The sequence below is a fragment of the Synechococcus sp. CCY 9618 genome, from assembly GCF_019038415.1.
Taxonomy (GTDB): domain Bacteria; phylum Cyanobacteriota; class Cyanobacteriia; order PCC-6307; family Cyanobiaceae; genus Cyanobium.
In genome coordinates this window covers 33,248-53,279 of record NZ_JAFKRG010000010.1, presented here as the reverse complement: position 1 = coordinate 53,279, position 20,032 = coordinate 33,248, and the positions used below count along the sequence as shown (strand labels likewise).

Here is a 20,032-nt window from a genome sequence, read left to right as displayed (position 1 = left end):
GCGCCAAGCCCAACGCCGTGCTGACGCAGGAGCTGCTGGGGCAGGTGCAGCAGTCCCAGGACCGGTTGATACAGCGCCTCAACGCCGTACCCCCATCAACGCAGAACCCCTGTTCAGGGAAAGCCTGCGGCTGGCGATCACATCCCTGGCCTATGCCTTCGCCAGCGGTCCGCTCACAAAGATCCCCCCCTGCGCCTTCCCGGCAGGAGAGGCAGACGCAGGGGCCTCGACCCCGCCTATCTGCAGGACGTGGCGGAATCCCCCTGAACTCAGCCTGGGAGCCGCCAGCCCCTTCCTCCCGCAGGCATGACGCCGCTCAGTGCATGGCACGACCCGTTGCAGAGAGGGACGGAAATGGGGCCGTGCAGCGCAGAGGTTGCTAGAGAAGGTCGTCCCCTGAGCGCAACCGGCCATGAACAGAGTCTCTGCCGTCGCCTGGCTGATGGTCTGCTCTGTGGCCCTCGCCCCGATCATCACCGATGGGGCACGGGCACGGCCGAATCCGGGCGGTCTTGGCGGCCCTGCCTCAGGGGCAGGCCTGGCCCCGGGAGCGGGCTTCGGCGCGGCTGGGGCCGGCCTCGACCGGGAACCGGGTGTGGGTGAACCCGGCCCAGGGGTGGTAGCCGATCCCGTCGTGAATCCAGGCGGTCTCGGGGGGCCTGCCTCCGGAGCCGGTGTCCGTCCCGGCGCAGGCTTCGGCGCTCCGGGGCCTGGCCTGCATCGGCACTACTGATCGACCTCCGAGTCGAACGTTCCTCGGAGGTGGTGATTCGCTGCCAGGCTTGCCTGTCAGCCTGAGAAACTCCTTGCCCGTCGAGCCACGCCACTCCCTGCGGGATCAACTGCCCGCCCTGGCCAACAAGACCTGTTTCAACTGGGCAAGTCCTTGCCTCGGCCTGGTCATTGCAGTGGGTCTGATGCCATTGGGAGGGGGGTTGGGCCACGCCTTTGGCCACGCTCCCTGCCCCAAGGCATGAACTCATGTGCGCCTGCGCTGGAAACAGAGGCAGCGACCAGAACAAACTCGAAGACATCGGCTATCGCAAGCGCTTTGACGTGGGGAAGGGAAGGGTTAAGAGTCTGAAATATCCTGGCAGGGGAACCGAAGGCGAGACAATGCAAAATGCGCACACGCCACCTCCAACAAGAGGAGGCCTCTGCGCCGCCCTTAGCCACAGCTAAGAATTCATGGCGGCAGCTCCACTCCAGGATCAGTCGCTTCACGGAAGAGTTTGCTTTCTTTGCTTGAGCGTGGTGCTGGAGAAGTCCATCTTTACCAGGCTTGTCGTGAAAGTTCAGCTTTATTCTGTTGGCCGTCTTCGCCACTCTTATAACAGATTAACCTCAGAAGTCTCATGGTATATATTGATTCCCAGAGCAAGGATAGCAAGCTGAAAGCAGCCTGATTCGCTTTCTTTGGAGGGATGCCTAAGGAAGACCAAACAGGTCTCGGGGAGGCACCATGAGACCAAACCATCTTCCACCCGTCCGTCGTGAACGAAGTCAGGGACTAGGTTTGACAAAGAAAGGCCTTCCACTTCACACTCCAGTCCCTCTATTTCCTCCTTCAAGGCCATCACACAGCCGCAACAACGGAAACCGAAGGCTCAAGGACCATGCTTTGGTCAAAGCAGCGATCAAGGCTGCCAAGAGAAGTGGCTCTGCTCTCATCTCACAAGGCGGCCAACTCCTCCGGAAGTTCAGCAAGGCTGCCGCCACGGGCTTACGGGTCATTCAGAACTGTAGGCATCGGAATAGCAGAAAAACATCATCACGGTCAAGCCAAATGCTTTCGTGACTTAGGTCAACACAGTTTTATCGATCCAAGCTGTCATTACCCACCCCAGCCAATGAGCTGGAGAGCCCTCAGGCCCGATGAGGGGCCTGTATTCGTCTTTCTACGGTCAATGCAGTAATTCCGAAAGATCGTGAGGACATCTCGGTCGCTGGCAGTTTCATAAGTGTGAGCTTCGTGCTCAGTCAAGAGCCCGTACTGGCCTCCAACATGATGCCGATAGGTCCCAACATGCTGACCTTGCTTGGGCACACTGGTCCCATCGTCTGAAATCGGCAAGAAGCCACGCGTCTCATTGTTCTCTGCTTTACAGAATTGAGCGGCGTGAATCATTTCATGACGGAACTCTTCACTCAGCCCTGCTACTCCCCGCTTGAACGCACTCGTACAGATTGTCATGCTTCCAATAGAGACTGGACGCGGACTGAACTGGACAAGAACCCCTGGCTCACAACGATCAACTTTCACAGGGATCCGTGCTCTTGCGAGAAAAACGGTCATTCCCCGGACACCCAACATATGCAATGGAAGTGAACAGCCCCTCTTGGGATCGCAATACGTGGCCGCAGAAGCCGGAGAAAGGGCGAAGAAAACAACACAAGCAACAAGGAAGCGTCGCATCAGAGCGAAGAGGCTTGTGGTAAGCGTACATCTACCATGAAGTCTCGTCGACCAGAATGGGATTTCCTTCCCAGGACCTGATCAAGAGAAAGGACCAAAGACACACCAGGAAAGGTGCCGCCAAGGCGACAGAAATTTCAACGAAGACCATCGCAGGTTGTTTTCTGTCTCCTATCCCATGGCTTCAATCCTTAGCCAAACACTTGAGTACCACCACATGAGGCCGAGATTCCGAACAGTCTGATGCAAGATTTATCGCCCGATGGGGGGCAGAAGAGAATCCATGGATTACAAGGACTTCGCCCTAGACTCATCCTCTGTGATTGCAAGAATCCACCACCCAAGAGTCCACCGCGTGGCTCTGCACAGGCCATTCCATCTTCAATGCGAAAACAAACGCAAAGCACAGGGTCCTTCGAATCAAAATCCACTGATTCCCTAAATCCAGACGGATATCATCATGCAGAACCCATCGAAGATCCTCCAAAACATCTCAGCGCAGGCCAACACCAGGTCAACAGCAGATGCCTCCTGATCCGGTGGATCCTTGGATCGTGTCAGAAAAGTCTTGATCACGCTCCGGCAACGAGCACGAACGTTCTGCTCGTGCCGCCTGTAGATCGTGGGGTTCCGACGTCGCCAGTCAACCAGTGCTTAGGGACGCCCCGCTGGATCCGGTAGCCCACCCGCCCCTTGCGGATGTAGCTGGCATGCTTCCTGTACGTCAAGATCACACGCTGAATGACCGACCCTGGGCCACGACTTAAGCAACGCTCAGAGCCCCAGCGGCCAGTCCCCCTGCGGGATCAACTGCCCGCCCTGGCCAACAAGACCTACTTCAACTACGGCGGCCAGGGGCCGCTGCCGCAGAGCTCCCTGGCGGCGATCACCGATGCGTTCGCCACCATCCAGGAGCTGGGACCGTTCAGCGACAATGTCTGGCCGTACGTCAACCGCACCGTCACCGGCCTGCGCCAGCGGCTGGCCGACTGGTTCGGGGTGGCACCGGAGCGGCTGGCCTTCACCGAGAACGTCACCTCCGGCTGCGTGTTGCCCCTCTGGGGCCTCCCCTGGCAGGCCGGCGATGAGCTGCTGATCGGCGATGCCGAGCACTACGGGGTGGTGGCCGCCCTCGAGGAGCTGGTCCACCGCCATCAGTTGCGGATCACCTCCCTGGCGGTGGCGGACCTGACCGGTGAAGCGGAGGCCACAGCGGAGGCGGTGGGCGAGCGGCTGGAGGCGGCCCTCACCCCCCGCACCCGGCTGGTGGTGCTCTCCCACCTGCTCTGGAACACCGGCCAGCTGATGCCGATCGCGGCGGTGGCGGGCCAGCTGGCCGCCCATCCCGGCCACCCCTGGCTGCTGGTGGATGGGGCCCAGTCCCTGGGCAGCCTGCCGGTGGCCGCGGCCGCCGCCGCCGCCGACATCTATGCCTGCACGGGCCACAAGTGGTGCTGCGGGCCTGAAGGCCTGGGGGCCGTGGCCCTCTCCAGCCGGCTGCTGGCCACCAGCAGCCCCACCCTGGTGGGCTGGCGCAGCCTCGCCCACGACGGGCCCGGTGCCGGCGGCTACCACGGCGATGCCCGCCGCTTTGAGGTGGCCACCTCCTGCACGCCCCTGTTCGCCGGCCTGGCCCGCTCCCTGGAGCTGCTGGAGGCCGAGGGCAGCGCCGAGGAGCGGCTGAGGGCAATCCGGGAGCGCAGCGGCCAGCTCTGGCACGGCCTGCAGCGGATCCCCGGGGTCCGCAGCCTGCTGCAGGTGCCGCCCCCCGCCGGCCTGGTGAGTTTCACCATGGCCGCCCCCGGCGGCGCGCCCCTGGATCCCGCCGCGGTGGTGGGGCGGCTGGGGGCGCAAGGCAGCTGGCTGCGGACCCTGGAATCGCCCGCCTGCATCCGGGCCTGCACCCACCTGGTGACCACCGCCGCCGAGGTGGACCGGCTGCTGGATCAGCTCTCGGTGGCGGCGAAAACCGCCTTGTAGAACAGACCGGCCAGCAGGGCACCGGCGATCGGCGCCAGCCAGAACAACCACAACTGGCCGATGGCATCGCCGCCCACCCAGAGGGCCACGCCGGTGCTGCGGGCCGGATTCACTGAGGTGTTGGTGACCGGAATGCTGACCAGGTGGATCAGGGTAAGGGCAAGCCCGATCGGGGCGCCGGCGACGGCACTGAGCTCCTGCTTGTGGGTGGCACCAAGAATCACCAGCAGGAAGATGAAAGTGAGGATCACCTCAATCACCAGGGCGGAGAGCAGGCCGTAGCCCCCCGGTGAGTGGGCACCGAACCCATTGGTGGCCAGGGGATTGCTGCCCGCCAGCTCAAAGCCCGGGCGGCCATTGGCCACCAGCAGGATCACTCCACCGGCGATCACACCACCGAGCACCTGGGCGCCGATGTAGGGAAGCAGACCGGAGCCAGGGAATTTCCCGCCGGCCCAGAGGCCGAAACTCACCGCAGGGTTGATGTGGCAGCCAGAGATATGGCCGATGGCATACACCGCCGTGAGCAGGGTGAGACCGAACGCCAGGGAGACACCCAGAAAACCCAGGCCGAGGGGGTTCGCAACAGGACTGTCATAGGGAAAGACAGCGGCCAGTACGGCGCTGCCGCAACCGCCCAGCACCAGCCAGAAGGTGCCGATCAGTTCCGCCAGGAACTTTTTCGGCATGGGAATGGAGGAAGACATGCAACCGAGATGCGACACGCCGATTATTTCCGGCCGTGCCCCTTCAGGACGGATCGCAACAACACATGCGAGAAAACTTCAACCGGCAGCCCGCGCCTGAAGCGCCCGCTGGGCTTCCTCCCGATCATCGAAATGCACCTTGGTGGTGCCGAGGATCTGGTAGTCCTCGTGACCCTTGCCGGCGATCAGCACCAGATCCGCCGGCGCCGCCGCCGCGATCGTCGCCGCGATTGCGGCGGCCCGGTCGCCCTCCACCACCAGCTCGGTGCCAGCGGGAATGCCGGCCACCACGTCGTTGAGGATCCGCTGGGGGTCTTCGGTGCGGGGGTTGTCGGAGGTGACCACCACCGCATCGGCCAGGCGGGCGGCGATGGCCGCCATCTGGGGGCGCTTGCTGCGGTCCCGGTCGCCGCCGCAGCCGAACACGCAGATCAGCCGGCCGCCGGTGAAGGGCCGGCAGGCCGCCAGGGCGTTTTCCAGGCCGTCGGGGGTGTGGGCGTAGTCCACCAGGACCGCTGGCAGGGGGGGGCCCGCCGGCCCGGGCACCCGCTCCATGCGCCCCGGCACTCCCCGGAAGCTGGCCAGCCCCTCGAGGAGCGCCGGCAGGGGCAGACCCTGCTGCAGCAGGGCCCCCACCGCCTCCAGCAGGTTCATCAGGTTGAAGCGGCCCACCAGCGGCGAGCGGAAGGTCCCCTCTCCCACCGGGCTGTGCAGCCGGCCGCTCACCCCGTCGGCGCCCATCACCAGATCGCTGATGCGCAGCTCGGCGGCCGGGTCGCTCAAGGAGCAGCGCCAGCAGGGGGCAGGGCCGTCGCCCCCTTTTCCGGAGGGCCGCAGGCGTTCGGCCAGGCGGGCGCCCCAGGGGTCGTCGCTGTTCACCACCGCGCCCCCCTCCAGCAGCTCGGGTGCGAACAGCAGGGCCTTGGCCTCGAAGTAGGCCTCCATCGAGGGGTGGTAGTCGAGATGGTCCTGGGTGAGGTTGGTGAACACGGCCCCGGCGAAGCGGCAGCCTGCCACCCGCTGCTGGTCGAGGGCGTGGGAGCTCACCTCCATGGCCGCGATGGCGCTGCCGGCCGCCGCCGCCTGGGCCAGGTCGGCCTGGAGCAGGTCGGCGAAGGCGGTGGTGTGGGTGGCGGTGGCGCTGTGGCCGGGCCAGCGGTTCTGCAGAGTGCCGAACAGGGCAGCCGGCTGGCCGCAGGCCTCCGCCAGGTGCTCGATCAGGTAGGTGGTGGTGGTCTTGCCGTTGGTGCCGGTGACGCCGATCAGGGCCAGGTGCCGGCTCGGCTGACCCCAGAATTCGGCCGCCAGCAGCCCGGCCCAGCGGGCCAGGGGCGGCTCCACCACCAGCACCGGATCCCCCGGGGCCGGGGGACAGGCGGCCGCCGCCGCCGGCCCGATCACCGCCGCCAAGGCACCGGCCTCCAGCGCCCGGGGCCAGAAGCTGCCCCCATCCACCGCCGTGCCGGGCAGACCCACGAACAGGCTGCCGGGGCCGACGCGGCGGGAATCACAGCTGACGCCACTCACCTCGGCGCCGGCCAGGGCACCGTCGGGGTCTTCCAGAGGGGGAAGACCCACCTGGTGCAGGAGCGGCAGGAGCAGCTGGGCCATGGCGAATCGGGTGTCCCCCCGGCTGGCGGGACGAAGCTGGCGCCTTTCTAAGCGTGGCGCTCAGCCCACGCCCTGCTTGCTCAGCCAGGCCCGCAGCTGGGCTCCCGCCAGCCGGGGGGACACCCGCGGCAGCTCCCGCAGCGGCCGCCCGCCGCCGGGCCCGGCCAGGGCCAGCACCGGCACGGTGAACCCATAGCGAGCCTGCAGGGCCGGGTCAGTGTCCACATCGATCACCCGCAGGGGCTGGGGCGGATCCAGCGCCTGCAGCTTCTCCTCCAGCCCCTCGCAGAGGCAGCAGCCCTGGCGGGTGAACAGCACCAGTTCGGCGATCCGTTCGGGCATCAGTCCGGCACCGGGTCGCAGCCGCAGGGGGTGAAGGGGTGGCAGCGGCCGATGCGCCTCAGGGTGAGCCAGCCCCCTCTCCAGGGCCCGTGGCGGCCGATCGCCTCCAGGCCGTAGGCGCTGCAGCTGGGGATGAAGCGGCAGCGCGGCCCCAGCAGGGGCGACAGCCAGCGGCGGTAGGCGCCGATCAGGCCCAGCAGCAGGGCGGCCACCGCGGCCGACAGCCGGGCAAGGAATGCCGGAGGTTCGCCGGCGTCTAGGGTGGGTGGTTGGCGCTGCACGCGCGGGCATCCGGGTCAACCCAGCATGCCGCAGCCGTGGGCTCCGCCGTTCGGCCTCCGGGCCGCACGATCCACCTCCGTCACCTTCCCTTATGTCTCGCTACCGCGGCCCTCGCCTGAGGATCACGCGGCGCTTGGGGGACCTTCCCGGTCTCACCCGTAAGGCCGCCAAACGGTCTTATCCCCCCGGTCAGCACGGCCAAGCCCGTCGCAAGCGCTCCGAATACGCGATCCGTCTCGAAGAAAAGCAGAAACTGCGTTTCAACTACGGCATTTCCGAACGTCAGCTGGTGCGCTACGTGAAGAAAGCCCGTGCCCAGGAGGGTTCCACCGGAACCAACCTGCTCAAGCTGCTCGAGGGCCGTCTCGACAACATCTGCTTCCGCCTCGGCCTCGGCCCCACCGTCCCCGGCGCCCGCCAGCTGGTGAACCATGGCCACGTGACCGTGAACGGCCGGGTGGTGGACATTCCCAGCTACCAGTGCCGGGCCGGCGACGTGGTCGCCATCCGCGAGCGCAAGTGCAGCAAGACCCTCGCCGAGGCCAACCTGGCCTTCCCCGGTCTGGCCAACATTCCGCCCCATCTCGAATTCGACAAAGCCAAGATGACCGCCAAGGTGGGCGGCCGCATCGAGCGCGAATGGGTGGCCCTGGAAATCAACGAACTGCTGGTGGTGGAGTTCTACAGCCGCAAGGTCTGAACTCGCCCAGACTTCAGCCCCCTGGCCCTCGCCCTGCGGCGGGGGCTTTTTCATGCCCCTCCCCAACGGGGCAGGAGGGGAGCTCAGCTGGGCTGGTGACACCGATCAAGTTGATGGGGCGGAGATCGGAGCCAATCTTCCTTGCTCCGCGGGAACCCACCTCTCCCGGTCCATCGAAAAACGCTGGCCGCGAACGCCTGGCCAACAGGAGAAACCGGCTCATACGCCCGGAACCCAGCAGCCCCCTATTTCCCTGAGGATCCACTCCACAACCTCCCCATGGAGACCCTTGCCAGAAAGGAGAAAAGCGAGAAAGTCGAAGTCGTTCATCAGTGCTTGGTGCGACAGCAGCAGGAGAGCGCCATTCGGCTCATGGGCCGATCCTGATGAAACGGCACCCCTCCACCACGGTGGTGTGCCGCCGGGCGATGACACGCCCATCCCATGGACGCCAGAGACCCGGATCTCCTGCCTCGGGCAGGACATCAAGCAGGCCGCTCCCATCCGGCCGCAAGGCCTGAGCCCCCGCCCTGCTGGCGGTGGGCGGTCCGATCAGTCCGGGGGGCCAGATCCGTCCTGGGGACAAACCGGACAGAGCAGGTCCACCAGGCCCGCGGCGAAGGCCTCCCTGTCGATCGGCAGCACCTCCCGGCCGTGGAGCATGTCCTGGCCCATCACCACATGGATCAGGGAGCCCAGGAAGACCATGGCCAGCAGGGTGGGGTCTCCCTGAGCGCGGCCTGGACAGCCGCTCACCAGTTCGGTCACCGCCAGGAAGCTCTTCTGGTGGACCTGGGTCATGAACCCCTGCGCCAGGGCCGGAAAGCGATCCGATTCCCCGATCAGCAGGCGCAGGAAGGCCAGGAACTCCGGCTGGGTGGCATGCACCGCCAGCATCCGCCGGGCCAGCGCCTGCAGGGCCTGGCGGGGATCCGGGGGCAGCGCCGCCACCTGATCGCCGCCGAACAGCAGGGCGAAACGGCGCTCGATCAGGTGGCGGCTGAGGGCCTGGAACAGGGACTCCTTGTCGGCGTAGTGGCTGTAGACGGTGGCCTTGGAGACGCCGGCGGCACGGGCCACCCGGTCCATGCTGGTGGCGGCGTAGCCCTGGGCCAGGAATTCCTGCATGGCGCCGGCCAGGATCGCCGCCGCCTTTGCCTCCGAGAGCTGGCGGACGGGAGGGACCAAGGCACAGGCAGCGAATGGATCCATGGTGGCGCCCGGCAGGCGGCCAGGGAAACGGGCTTGCCAAAAACCAGACTAGACGGTTTAGTTTTATTCGTTGTCCGGTCCCCCTCCCATGGACCAGCCCCTTTCCCTGCGCCGGCCGCTGCGGCCCTGGCTCGCCACCGCCACCACCGTTGCCCTCGGCATCGGCGTGGCCGTCCTCGTGCACCGGGGCGGCGCGGCGCCCCGACCGGCGACCTCAGCCGCCCTGAACCCGGAGTCGCCCCCCACCAGCGTCACCGCCCTCGGCCGCCTGGAGCCGGTGGGGGAAGTGATCACCGTGGCACCACCGGCCGCCTCTCCGGGCGGTGCCCCGGCCCGGCTGCGCCAGCTGCGGGTGGAGGAAGGGGATCGGGTCGAGAGCGGCAGCGTCATCGCCGTGCTTGACAGCCAGCCGCGCCTGGAGGCTGCCGTGGGGGAGGCGACGGCCCAGCTGCGGCTGGCCGAGGCGCGTCTGGAGGTGGCCGTGGCCGACCAGCGCCGTGAACAGCAGGTGCAAGCGGCCCGGGTGGCGCGCCTGGAGGCCGAATTCCGCACAGCCCGCCTGGAGGAGGCCCGCCACGAGTCCCTGTTCGCGAACGGCGCCGTCTCCGCCTCCCTGCGGGATGCCAGGCGCCTGAGCCGCGAAACGGCCCAGGCCCAGCTGGCCGAAGCCAGGGCCGTGCTGCGCCGTTTCCAGACCTCCCCGGGCCTGCCCGGCGCGGACGGACCCGATGTGGCGGCGGCCCGCCGCCAGCGTGAACAGGCCGGCGCCGCCCTGGTGCGGGTGCTGGCCGAGCGGGAGGACAGCCTGGTGCGGGCGCCCATCAGCGGCAGGATCCTCTCGGTGCTGACCCGGCCCGGAGAGGCCATCGGCAGCGAAGGCCTGGTGCAGATGGGCCGCACCGAGGCCATGCAGGTGGTGGCCGAGGTGTACCAGAGCGATCTGCGGCGGGTGCGCCTCGGCGCCCCGGTGACCATCACCAGTCCGGCCCTGGCCCAGCCGCTGGAGGGCCGCATCAGCCGCATCGGGGCCCTGGTGAAACGCCAGAGCCTGATCAACACCGACCCCAGCGCCAACAACGACAGCCGGGTGGTGGAGGTGCAGGCCCTGCTCAGCCCGGCCAGCAGCCGCCGGGCCGCCGCGCTCTCCCAGCTGCAGGTGACGGCCCGGATCGAGCGATGAACCTGCCCCCCCGGATCGCGGCCCTCGTCCGCCGCAGCCGCCGGCGCCTGCCCCTCGGCTGGCGGCAACTGCGCCACGACCGCGGCCGCCTGGCCGTGGCCCTGGCCGGCATCGCCTTCGCCAACGTGCTGATGTTCACCCAGCTGGGCTTCCAGGCCGCCCTCTACGACGCCAACACCCTGCTCAACCGCACCCTGGTGGCCGAGCTGGTGCTGCTCAGCCCGAAGGCCCAGAACCTCCAGAGCCTCTCCACCTTTCCGCGCCGGCGCCTGCTCCAGGCCAGGGATGTGCCCGGCGTGGCCGATGGGCAGGGCCTCTACCTCCAGAACCTCAGCTGGCGCAACCCCCAGACCCGCCGGAACGCCACCGTGCAGGTGCTGGGGGTGGACCCTGACGCCCGGGTTCTGAACCTGCCGGAGCTGAACCGCCAGCGCGACCGGCTCAAGCTGACTGACACCGTGCTCTTCGATCGCCTGGCCCGCGGCCCCTACGCCGAGACCATCGCCCTGCTGGAGCAGGGCCAGAGCGTCAGCACCGAAGCCGAGCGCCGCAGCCTCACCATCGCCGGCCTGTTCTCCCTCGGGGCGTCCTTCGGCGCCGACGCCACCCTGGTGATGGGGGACCAGACCCTGCTGCGGCTGTTCCCGCACCGGGATCCGGGCAGCCTCAGCCTCGGACTGCTGCGGCTTGAGCCCGGCGTGGACCCCCGCCGGGCGGCGGCCGCGGTGCAGCGGCATCTGCCGGAGGACGTGCGGGTGCTCACCCTGGCCGATTACGTGCGCTTCGAGGAGAGCTACTGGCGCACCGCCAGCCCCATCGGCGTGATCTTCGGGCTCGGCACCGCGATGGCCTTCCTGGTGGGGGTGGTGATCGTCTTCCAGGTGCTGACCACCGACGTGAACGCCCATCTGGGCGAGTACGCCACCTTCCGGGCCATGGGCTTCCGCCAGCGCTACCTGCTGCTGGTGGTGGTGGAGCAGGCCCTGGTGCTGGCGGCCCTCGGCTTCCTGCCCGGCGCCGCCCTGCAGCTGGGCCTCTATGCCCTGGCAGCCCGGGCCACCGCCCTGCCCATCGCCATGACCGCCCCGCGGGCCCTGCTGGTGTTTGGCCTCACCCTGCTGATGTGTCTGGCCTCCGGCGCCATCGCCAGCCGCCGGCTGCAGGCGGCCGATCCGGCGGAACTGTTCTGATGGCGCCTCACCCTGGAGCGGAGCCGGTGGTGGCCATCGCTGGCCTGGAGCACCACTTCGGCACCGGTCCCCTGCGCCGCCGGGTGCTGGACGGCATCGACCTGGAGATCCACGCCGGCGAAATCGTCCTGCTCACCGGCCCCTCCGGCTCCGGCAAGACCACCCTGCTCACCCTCATCGGCGGGCTGCGCTCCGCCCAGGCCGGCAGCCTCCGCATCCTCGGCCGTGAGCTGAAGGGGGCCGGCCCGAAGCAGCTGACCCTGGCTCGGCGGCGGCACGGCTACATCTTCCAGGCCCACAACCTGCACCGCAGCCTCACCGCCCTGGAGAACGTGCGGATGGCCCTGGAGCTGGACGGCAGCCTGGACGCCGACGCCATGGCGGAGCGGGCCGGGGCCATGCTCGCCGCCGTAGGACTCGACGCCCACCGGCAGGCCTACCCGGGTCAGCTCTCCGGCGGTCAGAAGCAGCGGGTGGCCGTTGCGCGGGCCCTGGTGAGCGCGCCGCCCCTGGTGCTGGCCGATGAACCCACCGCCGCCCTCGACAGCCACTCCGGCCGGGAGGTGGTGGGCCTGATGCAGCGCCTGGCCCGGGAGCAGGGCTGCACGATCCTGATGGTGACCCACGACAGCCGCATCCTCGATGTGGCCGACCGGATCGTGGCCGTGGAGGACGGCCGGCTCAGCCCCCGATGAGAGCCTCCAGGGCCGCCGTCACATCGTCCTGGCGCATCAGCGCCTCCCCCACCAGCACCGCATCGGCCCCGGCCCCCACGGCCCGGTCCAGGTCGGCGCGGCTGAACAGGCCCGATTCGCTCACCAGCAGGGCGCCGCGGGCACGCACCTGTTCGCCGTAGCGCTCCATCAGCTGCTCGGTGGTGGCCAGATCCACGCTGAAGCTGGCCAGATCGCGGTTGTTGATGCCGATCAGCTCCACCCCCTCCAAGGCCAGCACCCGCTCCATCTCGGCGGCGTCGTGGACCTCCACCAGCACCGCCAGCCCCAGGCCCCGGGCCACTTTGAGCAGGTAGGCCAGGTCCTGGTCGGTGAGGATCGCCGCGATCAGCAGGGCCGCGTCGGCCCCGGCGGCCCGGGCCTGGAACAGCTGGTAGGGAGTGAGGATGAAGTCCTTGCACAGCAGCGGCAGCTCCACCGCCTCCCGCACCGCCACCAGCACCTCAAAGCCCCCCTGGAAGAAGCGCTTGTCAGTGAGCACCGACAGGCAGCTGGCGCCGCCGCCTTCGTAGCCGCGGGCGATGGCCACCGGCTCGAAATCCTCCCGGATCACCCCCTTGCTGGGGCTGGCCTTCTTGATCTCGGCGATCACCGCCGGCTTGCGGCAGCTGGCCCGCAGGGCAGCCCGGAAGTCCCGGGTTGGGGGCAGGTCGGCCACCTGCTGCTTGAGGGCCTCCAGGCTCACCCGCTCCCGGGCGGCGGTCACCTCCCGGTCCTTCTCCCAGACGATCTCCTCAAGGATGTGGCGGGGGCTCTCCTCGGGATGGGGCGTGCCGAATTCCAGGTGGGCCACCCGCACCGAGGGGTTGGGGGGCCGGCGGCGGATCTCCATCTCAGGCCCCCACCGGCGCGGCCAGGCTGGCGGCGGCCTGCTTGTAGGCCACTTCCACCACCTCGCTGAGGGTGGGGTGGGTGTGCACCTCGCTGGCCAGCTGCCGCACCCCCTGGCGCCGGGCCACCGCATTGGCGATCTCCTGGATCAGGTCGGCGGCGTGGAGTCCGTAGATGTGGGCCCCCAGCACCTCGCCGGTGTCCTTGCGGAACAGCAGCTTCAGCAGTCCGTCGCTCTCGAGTTCGGCCAGGGCCTTGGAGTTGGCCTTGAAATAGCTGCGTACGCTGCCCAGGGCGAAACCCTCCGTCTCGGCCAGCTCCTTGGCATCGGCCTCCGAAAGCCCCACCGAGCTGATCTCCGGGTGGGTGAAGGTGGCCGCGGGAATCGAGCGGTAGTCGATGCGGCGGCCGTGGCCGAGGATGTTCTCGATCGCCACCGTGCCCTGGGCGGCGGCGGTGTGGGCCAGCATCATTTTTCCGGTCACATCGCCCACGGCCCAGAGGTGAGGCACCGGCTCGCCGTTGGCCAGCACCCGCAGGCCGTCGTCCACCGGGATGAAGCCCCGGTTCGTCTCCACCCCCACGCTGGCCAGATTCAGCTCCTTGCTCACCGGCACCCGGCCTGTGGCCACCAGCACCGCATCCACCTCGAGGGTTTCCACCGGCTCCCGGGTAGCCATGTCAACCAGCTCGATCGTCACCGGGCAACCCGGGATGATCCGGCTGGCGAGCACGCCGGAGCGGGCATCGATGTCGCGGCCGTCGATCAGATGGCGGGCGGCGATCTTGGCGATGTCCGGATCGAAGGTGGGCATTACCCGATCCAGGGCCTCGATCATGGTGACCTCACAGCCCAGGGCCGTGTAGACGTCGGCGAATTCCAGGCCGATGTAGCCGCTGCCGATGATCGTGATCCAGCGGGGCAGCCATTCCAGGTTGATGGCCTCATCGCTGGTGAACACCGTGCGGCCATCGGTCTCGATGCCGGGCGGCACGAAGGGATCGGAGCCGGTGGCGATGATCACCTCCCGGGCGGTGTGGACCCGCTCCACCCCGCTGGTCTCCCGCACCGCCACCCGCTGGGGCCCATCGAGCCGGCCTTTGCCCCGCAGGATCGTGGCGCCGGAGCGCTCCAGGGTCTTGGTGAGATTGGTGCGGATCGTGGCCACCAGCTGGGCGGCGTGGTCGGCGATCTTCTGGCGCTCGAAGCGCACCGGCGCGGCGTGGATGCCGAAGCCTTTGAGGTGCTCGGCGTCGGCCAGTTCCCGCACCCGGCCGCTGGCCGCCAGCAGGGCCTTGGAGGGCACGCAGCCCCGGTTGACGCAGGTACCGCCCATGTCGCGGGATTCCACGATCGCCACCTTCAGGCCGTGCTCGGCCCCGTGTTTGGCCGCATCAAAGCCGCCATAGCCGGCGCCGATCACGATCACGTCGAAATCGAAGCCGGAGGGGGGGGAAGCGGGCGCTGCGGTCACCGTCTACTGCTGCAGGGATCGGGGCATTCTCCCCTGTCAGGGCCCGGGTCGGCCGTGGGCCTGGCGGGAGCGCTCCAGCAGCAGCAGGGCCGCCGCCGCCGCCACGTTCAGCGACTCCACCGCCGGGCTGTGGGGGATCGTCACCCGCCGCTCGGCCAGCCGGGCGAGTTCCGGATCCAGCCCGGCCCCCTCGTTGCCGAGCAGCAGGGCCGTGGGCCGCCGCCAGTCCAGGTCCCAGTAGGGGAGGGCGTCCCCGTCCGCCTCCGGCACCACCGCCGCCACCAGCTGCAGCCCAACGGCCCGGCCCGCCGCCAGCCGTGTCCGCAGCTCTGCGGCCGTCAGCCGCTCCAGCGGCAGGGCCAGGGCCGCACCGCTGGACGCCCGCAGCACCTTGGGCTGGAGCGGATCGGCCCCCTCCCCCAGCCACACCCGTTCCACCCCCGCCGCCAGGGCCGTGCGCAGCAGGGTGCCGAGGTTGCCAGGGTCCTGGAGCCGATCGAGGGCCAGAACAAAGTCGGGAGTCGTGGTCCCCGGGGCGGGGAGGGCGCCGGTCGCCAGGGTGAGCAGCACACCATCCGGGTGGCGGGTGGTGGCGGCGGCGTCCAGCACCACATCGGTGCAGGTTTTCAGGGGCACTGCCGCAGGCAGTCGGGCCAGCAGAAGACCATGCGTCCCGAGCCAGGACGGAGTGGCCAGCACCAGGTCCGGCACAAGCCCCTGACGCAGGACTTCCTGCAGCAGGTGGGTACCCTCCAGCAGCAGCAGCCCCTGCTCGATCCTGCCTGCGGAACGATGCAGCCGCCGCAGCGCCTGGATAAGAGGGTTGCGGATGCTGCGGATGGGCTCGAGGGCCTCGGGAAAGCCGCGAGGATCAGCAGCGGATCCGGCGGTCGTCAGATGGTCTTCCGGCGCCGGATTTTGAGCCGGTCGTGGATGACCAGGTCATCATCCTGGAGGTCCAGCCCCTTGACCGCCGCCACCTCACCCCGGATACCTTCGGCCTTGAGATTCGCCGCCAGACGATCGATGACGATGTCCTCAACCTTGTTCTGGTCGTAACCGTCAGGTGTCAGGCGTTCCAGAAATTTGCCGATGTTTGAGGCAACGACGTCGGAAGCGTTGGTGATCTTGAGAACAATCATGGATAAATCATGCGGATGGGGAGACTTGAACTCCCACGACATTGCTGCCACTAGTACCTGAAACTAGCGCGTCTACCAATTCCGCCACATCCGCGGGCGAGTAGCCGCCACGGAGTCGTGGCGTCGGTGGGAGCATAAATCATCACCGGTGCCGTTTCCGTCGCCAGGGCCGCTGATCAAGGCCGTCCCCGGATCAGGGGCGGGAACGATTGGACGCGGGGACAACCAAAAGCCAGTTTGGGCGGCGGCCCCTAGACGACAGCAGCATTCGTTGTCAAGATGCCCCAGAAATTGATACCAGGACTCCTGTCCATGACTGTATCCCCCATGCCTGTCAAGGCCATCGCCGCCAGCAGGCTGGAGATCAGTGGTGGACGGCGTCTGGATGGGGAGCTCAGGGTCAGCGGCGCCAAGAATTCGGCCCTTGTGCTGATGGCCGCCTGTCTGCTCACTGAAGACGGGTTGCGACTCAGCAACGTGCCGCCCCTGACCGACATCACCGCCATGGGCGAAATCCTCTCGGCCCTTGGGGTGAGGGTGCAGCGAGGGGGCGACGCGATCGTGCTGCACGGGGATCACATCGCCACGTCCTCCCCCCCCTACGAGCTGGTCAACAGCCTGCGGGCCAGTTTCTTCTGCATCGGCCCCCTGCTGGCCCGCATGGGCATGGCCCAGGTGCCCCTTCCCGGGGGCTGCCAGATCGGCACCCGCCCGGTGGTGGAGCACGTCAAGGGCCTCAAGGCCCTCGGGGCCCAGGTCACCATCGAACACGGCGTGGTCACCGCCGTCGTGCCCGGCCGCAAGCGCCGCCTCACCGGCGGCCACATCCACCTCGACTGCCCCAGCGTCGGAGCCACCGAGACCCTGATGATGGCGGCCGCCCTGGCCGACGGCGAAACGGTCATCGACAACGCGGCCCAGGAGCCCGAGGTGATCGACCTGGCCCGGCTGCTGCTGGCCATGGGGGCCAAGGTGCGCGGCGCCGGCACCCCCACCATCACCATCGTCGGAGTGGAGACCCTGCACGGTGCCGACTACGCCGTCATCCCGGACCGCATCGAAGCCGGCACCTTTCTGCTCGCCGGAGCCATCACCCGCTCGCGGCTGCGGGTGTTCCCCGCCCTTCCGGAGCATCTGGGTGCGGTGATCACCAAACTGGAGGAAGCGGGCTGCCGCATCCGGGCCGATGGCACCGGCCTGAACATCACCGCCGACAAGATCCGCGCCGTGGATCTGCGCACCCAGCCCTTCCCCGGCTTCCCCACCGACCTGCAGGCCCCGTTCATGGCTCTGCTGGCCACGGCCGAAGGCACCAGCATGGTGGTTGAGAACATCTTCGAGAACCGCCTCCAGCACGTGGCCGAGCTGCAGCGGATGGGCGCCTCGATCCGCATGCAGGGCAACACCGCCTGCGTCGAGGGGGTGGCCCGGCTGAGCGGCGCCCCCGTCCACGGCACCGACCTGCGGGCCTCCGCCGCGATGGTGCTGGCCGGGCTGGCGGCCGACGGCATCACCACCGTGCGAGGTCTGGAATACCTGGATCGCGGCTATGCGGATCTGGAAGGCAAGCTCAACGCCGCCGGCGCATCGATCCGCAGGATCGCCGCCGCCTAGAATTCCCCCTGCGGGAGCGTGCCGGAATTGGTAGACGGACTCGACTCAAAATCGAGCGCCTTCGGGCATGTGGGTTCAAGTCCCACCGCTCCCATCCCCCCGGTGATGGACACCTACGGCCGGTTTCCCCTGGCCCTGAAGCGCGGCCGGGGGGTGTGGCTGTGGGACGAAGGCGGCCGGCGGTATCTCGACATGGTCGCCGGCATCGCCGTCTGCACCCTGGGCCACAGCGACCCGGTGTTGCGGCGCCGGCTCTGCGACCAGCTGGGGCAGCTCCAGCACGTCTCCAACCTCTACCGGATCCCGGAACAGGAGGAGCTGGCGGCGGCGATCGTCGCCCGCAGCTGCGCCGACCGCGTCTTCTTCTGCAACTCCGGCGCCGAGGCCAACGAGGCCGCCATCAAGCTGGCCCGCAAGCACGGCCACCAGGTGCGCGGCATCGCCGATCCGCTGATCCTGACCGCCGAGGCCAGCTTTCACGGCCGCACCCTGGCAGCGGTCACCGCCACCGGCCAGCCCAAGTACCACCAGGGGTTCGAACCCATGGTGTCGGGGTTCCGCTACTTCCCCTACAACGACACGGCGGCCTTCGAGGCCCTGCTGGAATCCTGCGAGGCCGATGGTCCCCGGGTGGCGGCCGTGCTGCTCGAACCGCTCCAGGGGGAAGGGGGCGTCAACCCCGGCGATCCCGCCTTCTTCCGGCGGGTGCGGGAACTCTGCGATGCCCACCGCATCCTGCTGATCTTCGATGAGGTGCAGATCGGCGTCGGCCGCAGCGGCCACTGGTGGGGGTACGAGCAGCTGGGGGTCGAACCCGATGCCCTCACCATGGCCAAGGGCCTGGGCGGCGGCATCCCCATCGGCGCCCTGGCGGTGAAAGCGGCGGTGGATCATTTCCGTCCCGGCGACCACGCCAGCACCTTCGGCGGCAACCCCTTCGCCTGCCGGGCCGGCCTCACGGTGATCGAGGAGATCGAACGCCGCGGCCTGCTGGCCAAGGTGGCGGCTCACGGCGCCCTGCTGCAGACGCTGCTCCAGGAGCTCGTGGCACGCCATCCCGAGCAGCTGGCGGGGGAACGGGGCTGGGGGCTGCTGCGCGGCCTGGTGCTCCAGCCCGGCGGGCCCACCGCCCCGGAGCTGGTCAAGGCCGCCATGGCCGAAGGGCTGCTGGTGGTGCCCGCCGGCCCTGGCGTGGTTCGCTTCGTGCCCCCCCTGGTGATCAAGCCGCGCCAGCTGCGCAAGGCGGTGAAGCGTCTGGAGAAGGCCCTGCTCACCCTGGCCTGATCCGGCGCCCCACCCTTGCCCTCCCTGCTGCCACCTCCCGTCGAGCTGGGCGACCTGCTTGAGCCCTTCGCCCGCCGCGGCATCGACCTGGGCCTGGACCGGCTGGTCGGCGCCCTGGCCGCGGGGGGCCATCCGGAGCGGCGCTTCGCCGCGGCCCAGGTGGCCGGCACCAACGGCAAGGGCTCGATCAGCACCTTCCTGCACGCCATCCTTCGGGCGGCCGGGGTGCGGGTCGGCACCTACCGCTCCCCCCACCTGGTGAGCTGGTGCGAGCGGATCGAGATCGATGACGCCTGGATCGCCCCGGCCACCCTGCGTGGCGATCTGGCCCGCTGGCAGCCTCTGGCCCGCCGCCACCGGCTCACCCCCTTCGAGCTGATCACCGCCGCGGCCTTCGACCGTTTCGCCCGCGAAGGGGTGGACCTGGCGGTGCTGGAGGTGGGCCTGGGGGGCAGGCTGGATGCCACCACGGTGCATCCGCGCCGGCCCGTGGTGGGCTTCGGGGCTATCGGCCTCGACCATCGCGAGCACCTGGGCGACACCCTGGCGGCCATCGCCGCCGAAAAGGCCGCCGTGATGGGCCCCGGCTGCCGGGCCTTCAGCGCCGCCCAGGCCCCCGAGGCCCGCCGGGTGCTGGAGGAGGAGGCCCACCGGCGGGGAGCCCGCCTGCACTGGCTGGATCCCCTGCCCGCCACCACCGACGGCGGACCCGTGCTGGGTCTGGCAGGGGAGCTGCAACGGCACAACGGGGCCGTGGCCGTGGCGATGGCCCGGGCCCTGGTGGCTCCGGACGGCCCCCTGGCCGGCTGGCCCCTGGACGAGGGGATGGTCCGCGCCGGGCTGGCGGCGACCCGCTGGCCGGGACGGCTGCAGCGATGCCGCTGGCGGGGCCGGGAGCTGCTGCTGGACGGGGCCCACAACCCACCGGCGGCGGCGGCCCTGCGCAGGGAACTGGACCGGCTCGACGGCGGCCTGCCGCGCCGCTGGCTGCTGGGCATCCAGCGCCACAAGGAGGGGCCGGTGATGCTGGAGCAACTGCTGCGACCCGGCGATCGGGCGGCGGTGGTGGCGGTGCCGGACCATGCCAGCTGGACACGGCAGGACCTGGCTGCGGCCTGTCCTGATCTGGCCGATCAGCTCCAGACGGCCCCGGAGCTGGCCGGCGGACTCATGGGGCTGCTGGCGCCCGGCCCCCTGCCGGTGGTGGCGGGCTCCCTGTTCCTGCTGGGCGCAGCGCTGCCACTGCTCGACGGACCGCAGGCTGACGAAGCTGCCGCGCCGGGCCAGCCTGAAGAGGTACCCCCCAGCCAAGGCCCATGACGACGGTGCTCG

Annotated in this window: 18 protein-coding genes and 2 tRNA genes; 9 read left to right on the top strand and 11 right to left on the bottom strand. The window is 68.9% G+C overall.

Annotated features, from left to right (window positions below; all coding sequences use genetic code 11):
* Window positions 1–526: 526 nt before the first annotated feature.
* Window positions 527–721 (bottom strand): hypothetical protein, encoded by a 195-nt coding sequence (locus KUG41_RS03270; RefSeq protein WP_216901021.1) that lies wholly within the window; start codon window positions 719–721, stop codon window positions 527–529.
* Window positions 722–3,157: 2,436 nt separating this feature from the next.
* On the opposite strand from KUG41_RS03270, the gene KUG41_RS03265 reads away from it, so the two are divergent.
* Window positions 3,158–4,396, top strand: a complete 1,239-nt coding sequence (locus KUG41_RS03265) for an aminotransferase class V-fold PLP-dependent enzyme (protein ID WP_216901019.1) — start codon at window positions 3,158–3,160, stop codon at window positions 4,394–4,396.
* Here KUG41_RS03265 and aqpZ read toward each other — a convergent pair.
* The 4 genes from aqpZ to yidD all read right to left on the bottom strand — a co-directional run bounded on the left by aqpZ (window position 4,363) and on the right by yidD (window position 7,337).
* On the bottom strand, window positions 4,363–5,085 hold the full coding sequence (gene aqpZ, locus KUG41_RS03260) for an aquaporin Z (RefSeq protein ID WP_216901131.1): 723 nt from the start codon (window positions 5,083–5,085) through the stop codon (window positions 4,363–4,365). The two genes, KUG41_RS03265 and aqpZ, sit on opposite strands and share 34 nt — an antisense overlap.
* 96 nt (window positions 5,086–5,181) lie before the next feature.
* Entirely contained in the window at window positions 5,182–6,714 is a 1,533-nt protein-coding gene (locus KUG41_RS03255; protein WP_216901017.1) for a UDP-N-acetylmuramoyl-L-alanyl-D-glutamate--2,6-diaminopimelate ligase, read from the bottom strand.
* Between the two features lie 60 nt (window positions 6,715–6,774).
* The gene (locus KUG41_RS03250) at window positions 6,775–7,056 is read right to left on the bottom strand and encodes a glutaredoxin family protein (RefSeq protein ID WP_254216789.1); all 282 of its coding nucleotides are present in this window, start codon (window positions 7,054–7,056) and stop codon (window positions 6,775–6,777) included.
* A complete protein-coding gene (gene yidD, locus KUG41_RS03245; protein WP_216901015.1) occupies window positions 7,056–7,337 on the bottom strand; it encodes a membrane protein insertion efficiency factor YidD in 282 nt (93 codons plus the stop codon). Before yidD ends, KUG41_RS03250 begins: the two co-directional genes overlap by 1 nt.
* Window positions 7,338–7,429: 92 nt before the next feature.
* On the opposite strand from yidD, the gene rpsD reads away from it, so the two are divergent.
* Window positions 7,430–8,038: a 30S ribosomal protein S4 gene (gene rpsD / locus KUG41_RS03240; RefSeq protein WP_216901013.1), complete on the top strand. Its 609-nt coding sequence runs from the start codon at window positions 7,430–7,432 to the stop codon at window positions 8,036–8,038.
* A gap of 552 nt (window positions 8,039–8,590) precedes the next feature.
* Here rpsD and KUG41_RS03235 read toward each other — a convergent pair.
* Entirely contained in the window at window positions 8,591–9,226 is a 636-nt protein-coding gene (locus KUG41_RS03235) for a TetR/AcrR family transcriptional regulator (protein WP_254216788.1), read from the bottom strand.
* A 112-nt stretch (window positions 9,227–9,338) separates the two neighbouring features.
* Between KUG41_RS03235 and KUG41_RS03230 the strand changes: the two genes are divergently transcribed.
* Genes KUG41_RS03230 through KUG41_RS03220 form a run of 3 tightly spaced genes read left to right on the top strand, consistent with a single transcriptional unit; the run spans window position 9,339 to window position 12,315 of the window.
* A complete protein-coding gene (locus KUG41_RS03230; protein WP_216901009.1) occupies window positions 9,339–10,430 on the top strand; it encodes an HlyD family efflux transporter periplasmic adaptor subunit in 1,092 nt (363 codons plus the stop codon).
* Complete coding sequence (gene devC / locus KUG41_RS03225; RefSeq protein ID WP_216901007.1) at window positions 10,427–11,620, top strand: ABC transporter permease DevC; 1,194 nt, start codon at window positions 10,427–10,429, stop codon at window positions 11,618–11,620. The genes KUG41_RS03230 and devC overlap by 4 nt, the downstream gene beginning before the upstream one ends.
* Window positions 11,620–12,315 (top strand): ATP-binding cassette domain-containing protein, encoded by a 696-nt coding sequence (locus KUG41_RS03220; RefSeq protein ID WP_216901005.1) that lies wholly within the window; start codon window positions 11,620–11,622, stop codon window positions 12,313–12,315. Before devC ends, KUG41_RS03220 begins: the two co-directional genes overlap by 1 nt.
* Here the strand turns inward: KUG41_RS03220 and trpC are convergent.
* The 5 genes from trpC to KUG41_RS03195 all read right to left on the bottom strand — a co-directional run bounded on the left by trpC (window position 12,302) and on the right by KUG41_RS03195 (window position 15,896).
* Window positions 12,302–13,186, bottom strand: a complete 885-nt coding sequence (trpC, locus tag KUG41_RS03215; RefSeq protein WP_216901003.1) for an indole-3-glycerol phosphate synthase TrpC — start codon at window positions 13,184–13,186, stop codon at window positions 12,302–12,304. The two genes, KUG41_RS03220 and trpC, sit on opposite strands and share 14 nt — an antisense overlap.
* Window position 13,187: 1 nt before the next feature.
* Window positions 13,188–14,660 carry a dihydrolipoyl dehydrogenase gene (locus KUG41_RS03210; protein ID WP_216901001.1) on the bottom strand — a complete coding sequence of 491 codons (1,473 nt, stop codon included), beginning with the start codon at window positions 14,658–14,660 and terminating at the stop codon, window positions 13,188–13,190.
* 36 nt (window positions 14,661–14,696) lie between these two features.
* Window positions 14,697–15,476 (bottom strand): TrmH family RNA methyltransferase, encoded by a 780-nt coding sequence (locus KUG41_RS03205; RefSeq protein ID WP_371734012.1) that lies wholly within the window; start codon window positions 15,474–15,476, stop codon window positions 14,697–14,699.
* Window positions 15,477–15,553: 77 nt separating this feature from the next.
* Complete coding sequence (locus tag KUG41_RS03200; RefSeq protein WP_216900999.1) at window positions 15,554–15,802, bottom strand: hypothetical protein; 249 nt, start codon at window positions 15,800–15,802, stop codon at window positions 15,554–15,556.
* 10 nt (window positions 15,803–15,812) lie between these two features.
* Window positions 15,813–15,896 (bottom strand) — tRNA-Leu (locus tag KUG41_RS03195).
* Between the two features lie 218 nt (window positions 15,897–16,114).
* Here KUG41_RS03195 and murA point away from each other — a divergent pair.
* The 4 genes from murA to KUG41_RS03175 all read left to right on the top strand — a co-directional run bounded on the left by murA (window position 16,115) and on the right by KUG41_RS03175 (window position 20,020).
* Window positions 16,115–17,416: a UDP-N-acetylglucosamine 1-carboxyvinyltransferase gene (gene murA, locus KUG41_RS03190; protein ID WP_216900997.1), complete on the top strand. Its 1,302-nt coding sequence runs from the start codon at window positions 16,115–16,117 to the stop codon at window positions 17,414–17,416.
* A gap of 12 nt (window positions 17,417–17,428) precedes the next feature.
* A tRNA-Leu gene (locus tag KUG41_RS03185) sits at window positions 17,429–17,510 on the top strand.
* Between the two features lie 11 nt (window positions 17,511–17,521).
* On the top strand, window positions 17,522–18,700 hold the full coding sequence (locus tag KUG41_RS03180) for an aspartate aminotransferase family protein (protein WP_216901125.1): 1,179 nt from the start codon (window positions 17,522–17,524) through the stop codon (window positions 18,698–18,700).
* 15 nt (window positions 18,701–18,715) lie between these two features.
* Window positions 18,716–20,020: a folylpolyglutamate synthase/dihydrofolate synthase family protein gene (locus KUG41_RS03175; protein ID WP_216900993.1), complete on the top strand. Its 1,305-nt coding sequence runs from the start codon at window positions 18,716–18,718 to the stop codon at window positions 20,018–20,020.
* Window positions 20,021–20,032: the final 12 nt, after the last annotated feature.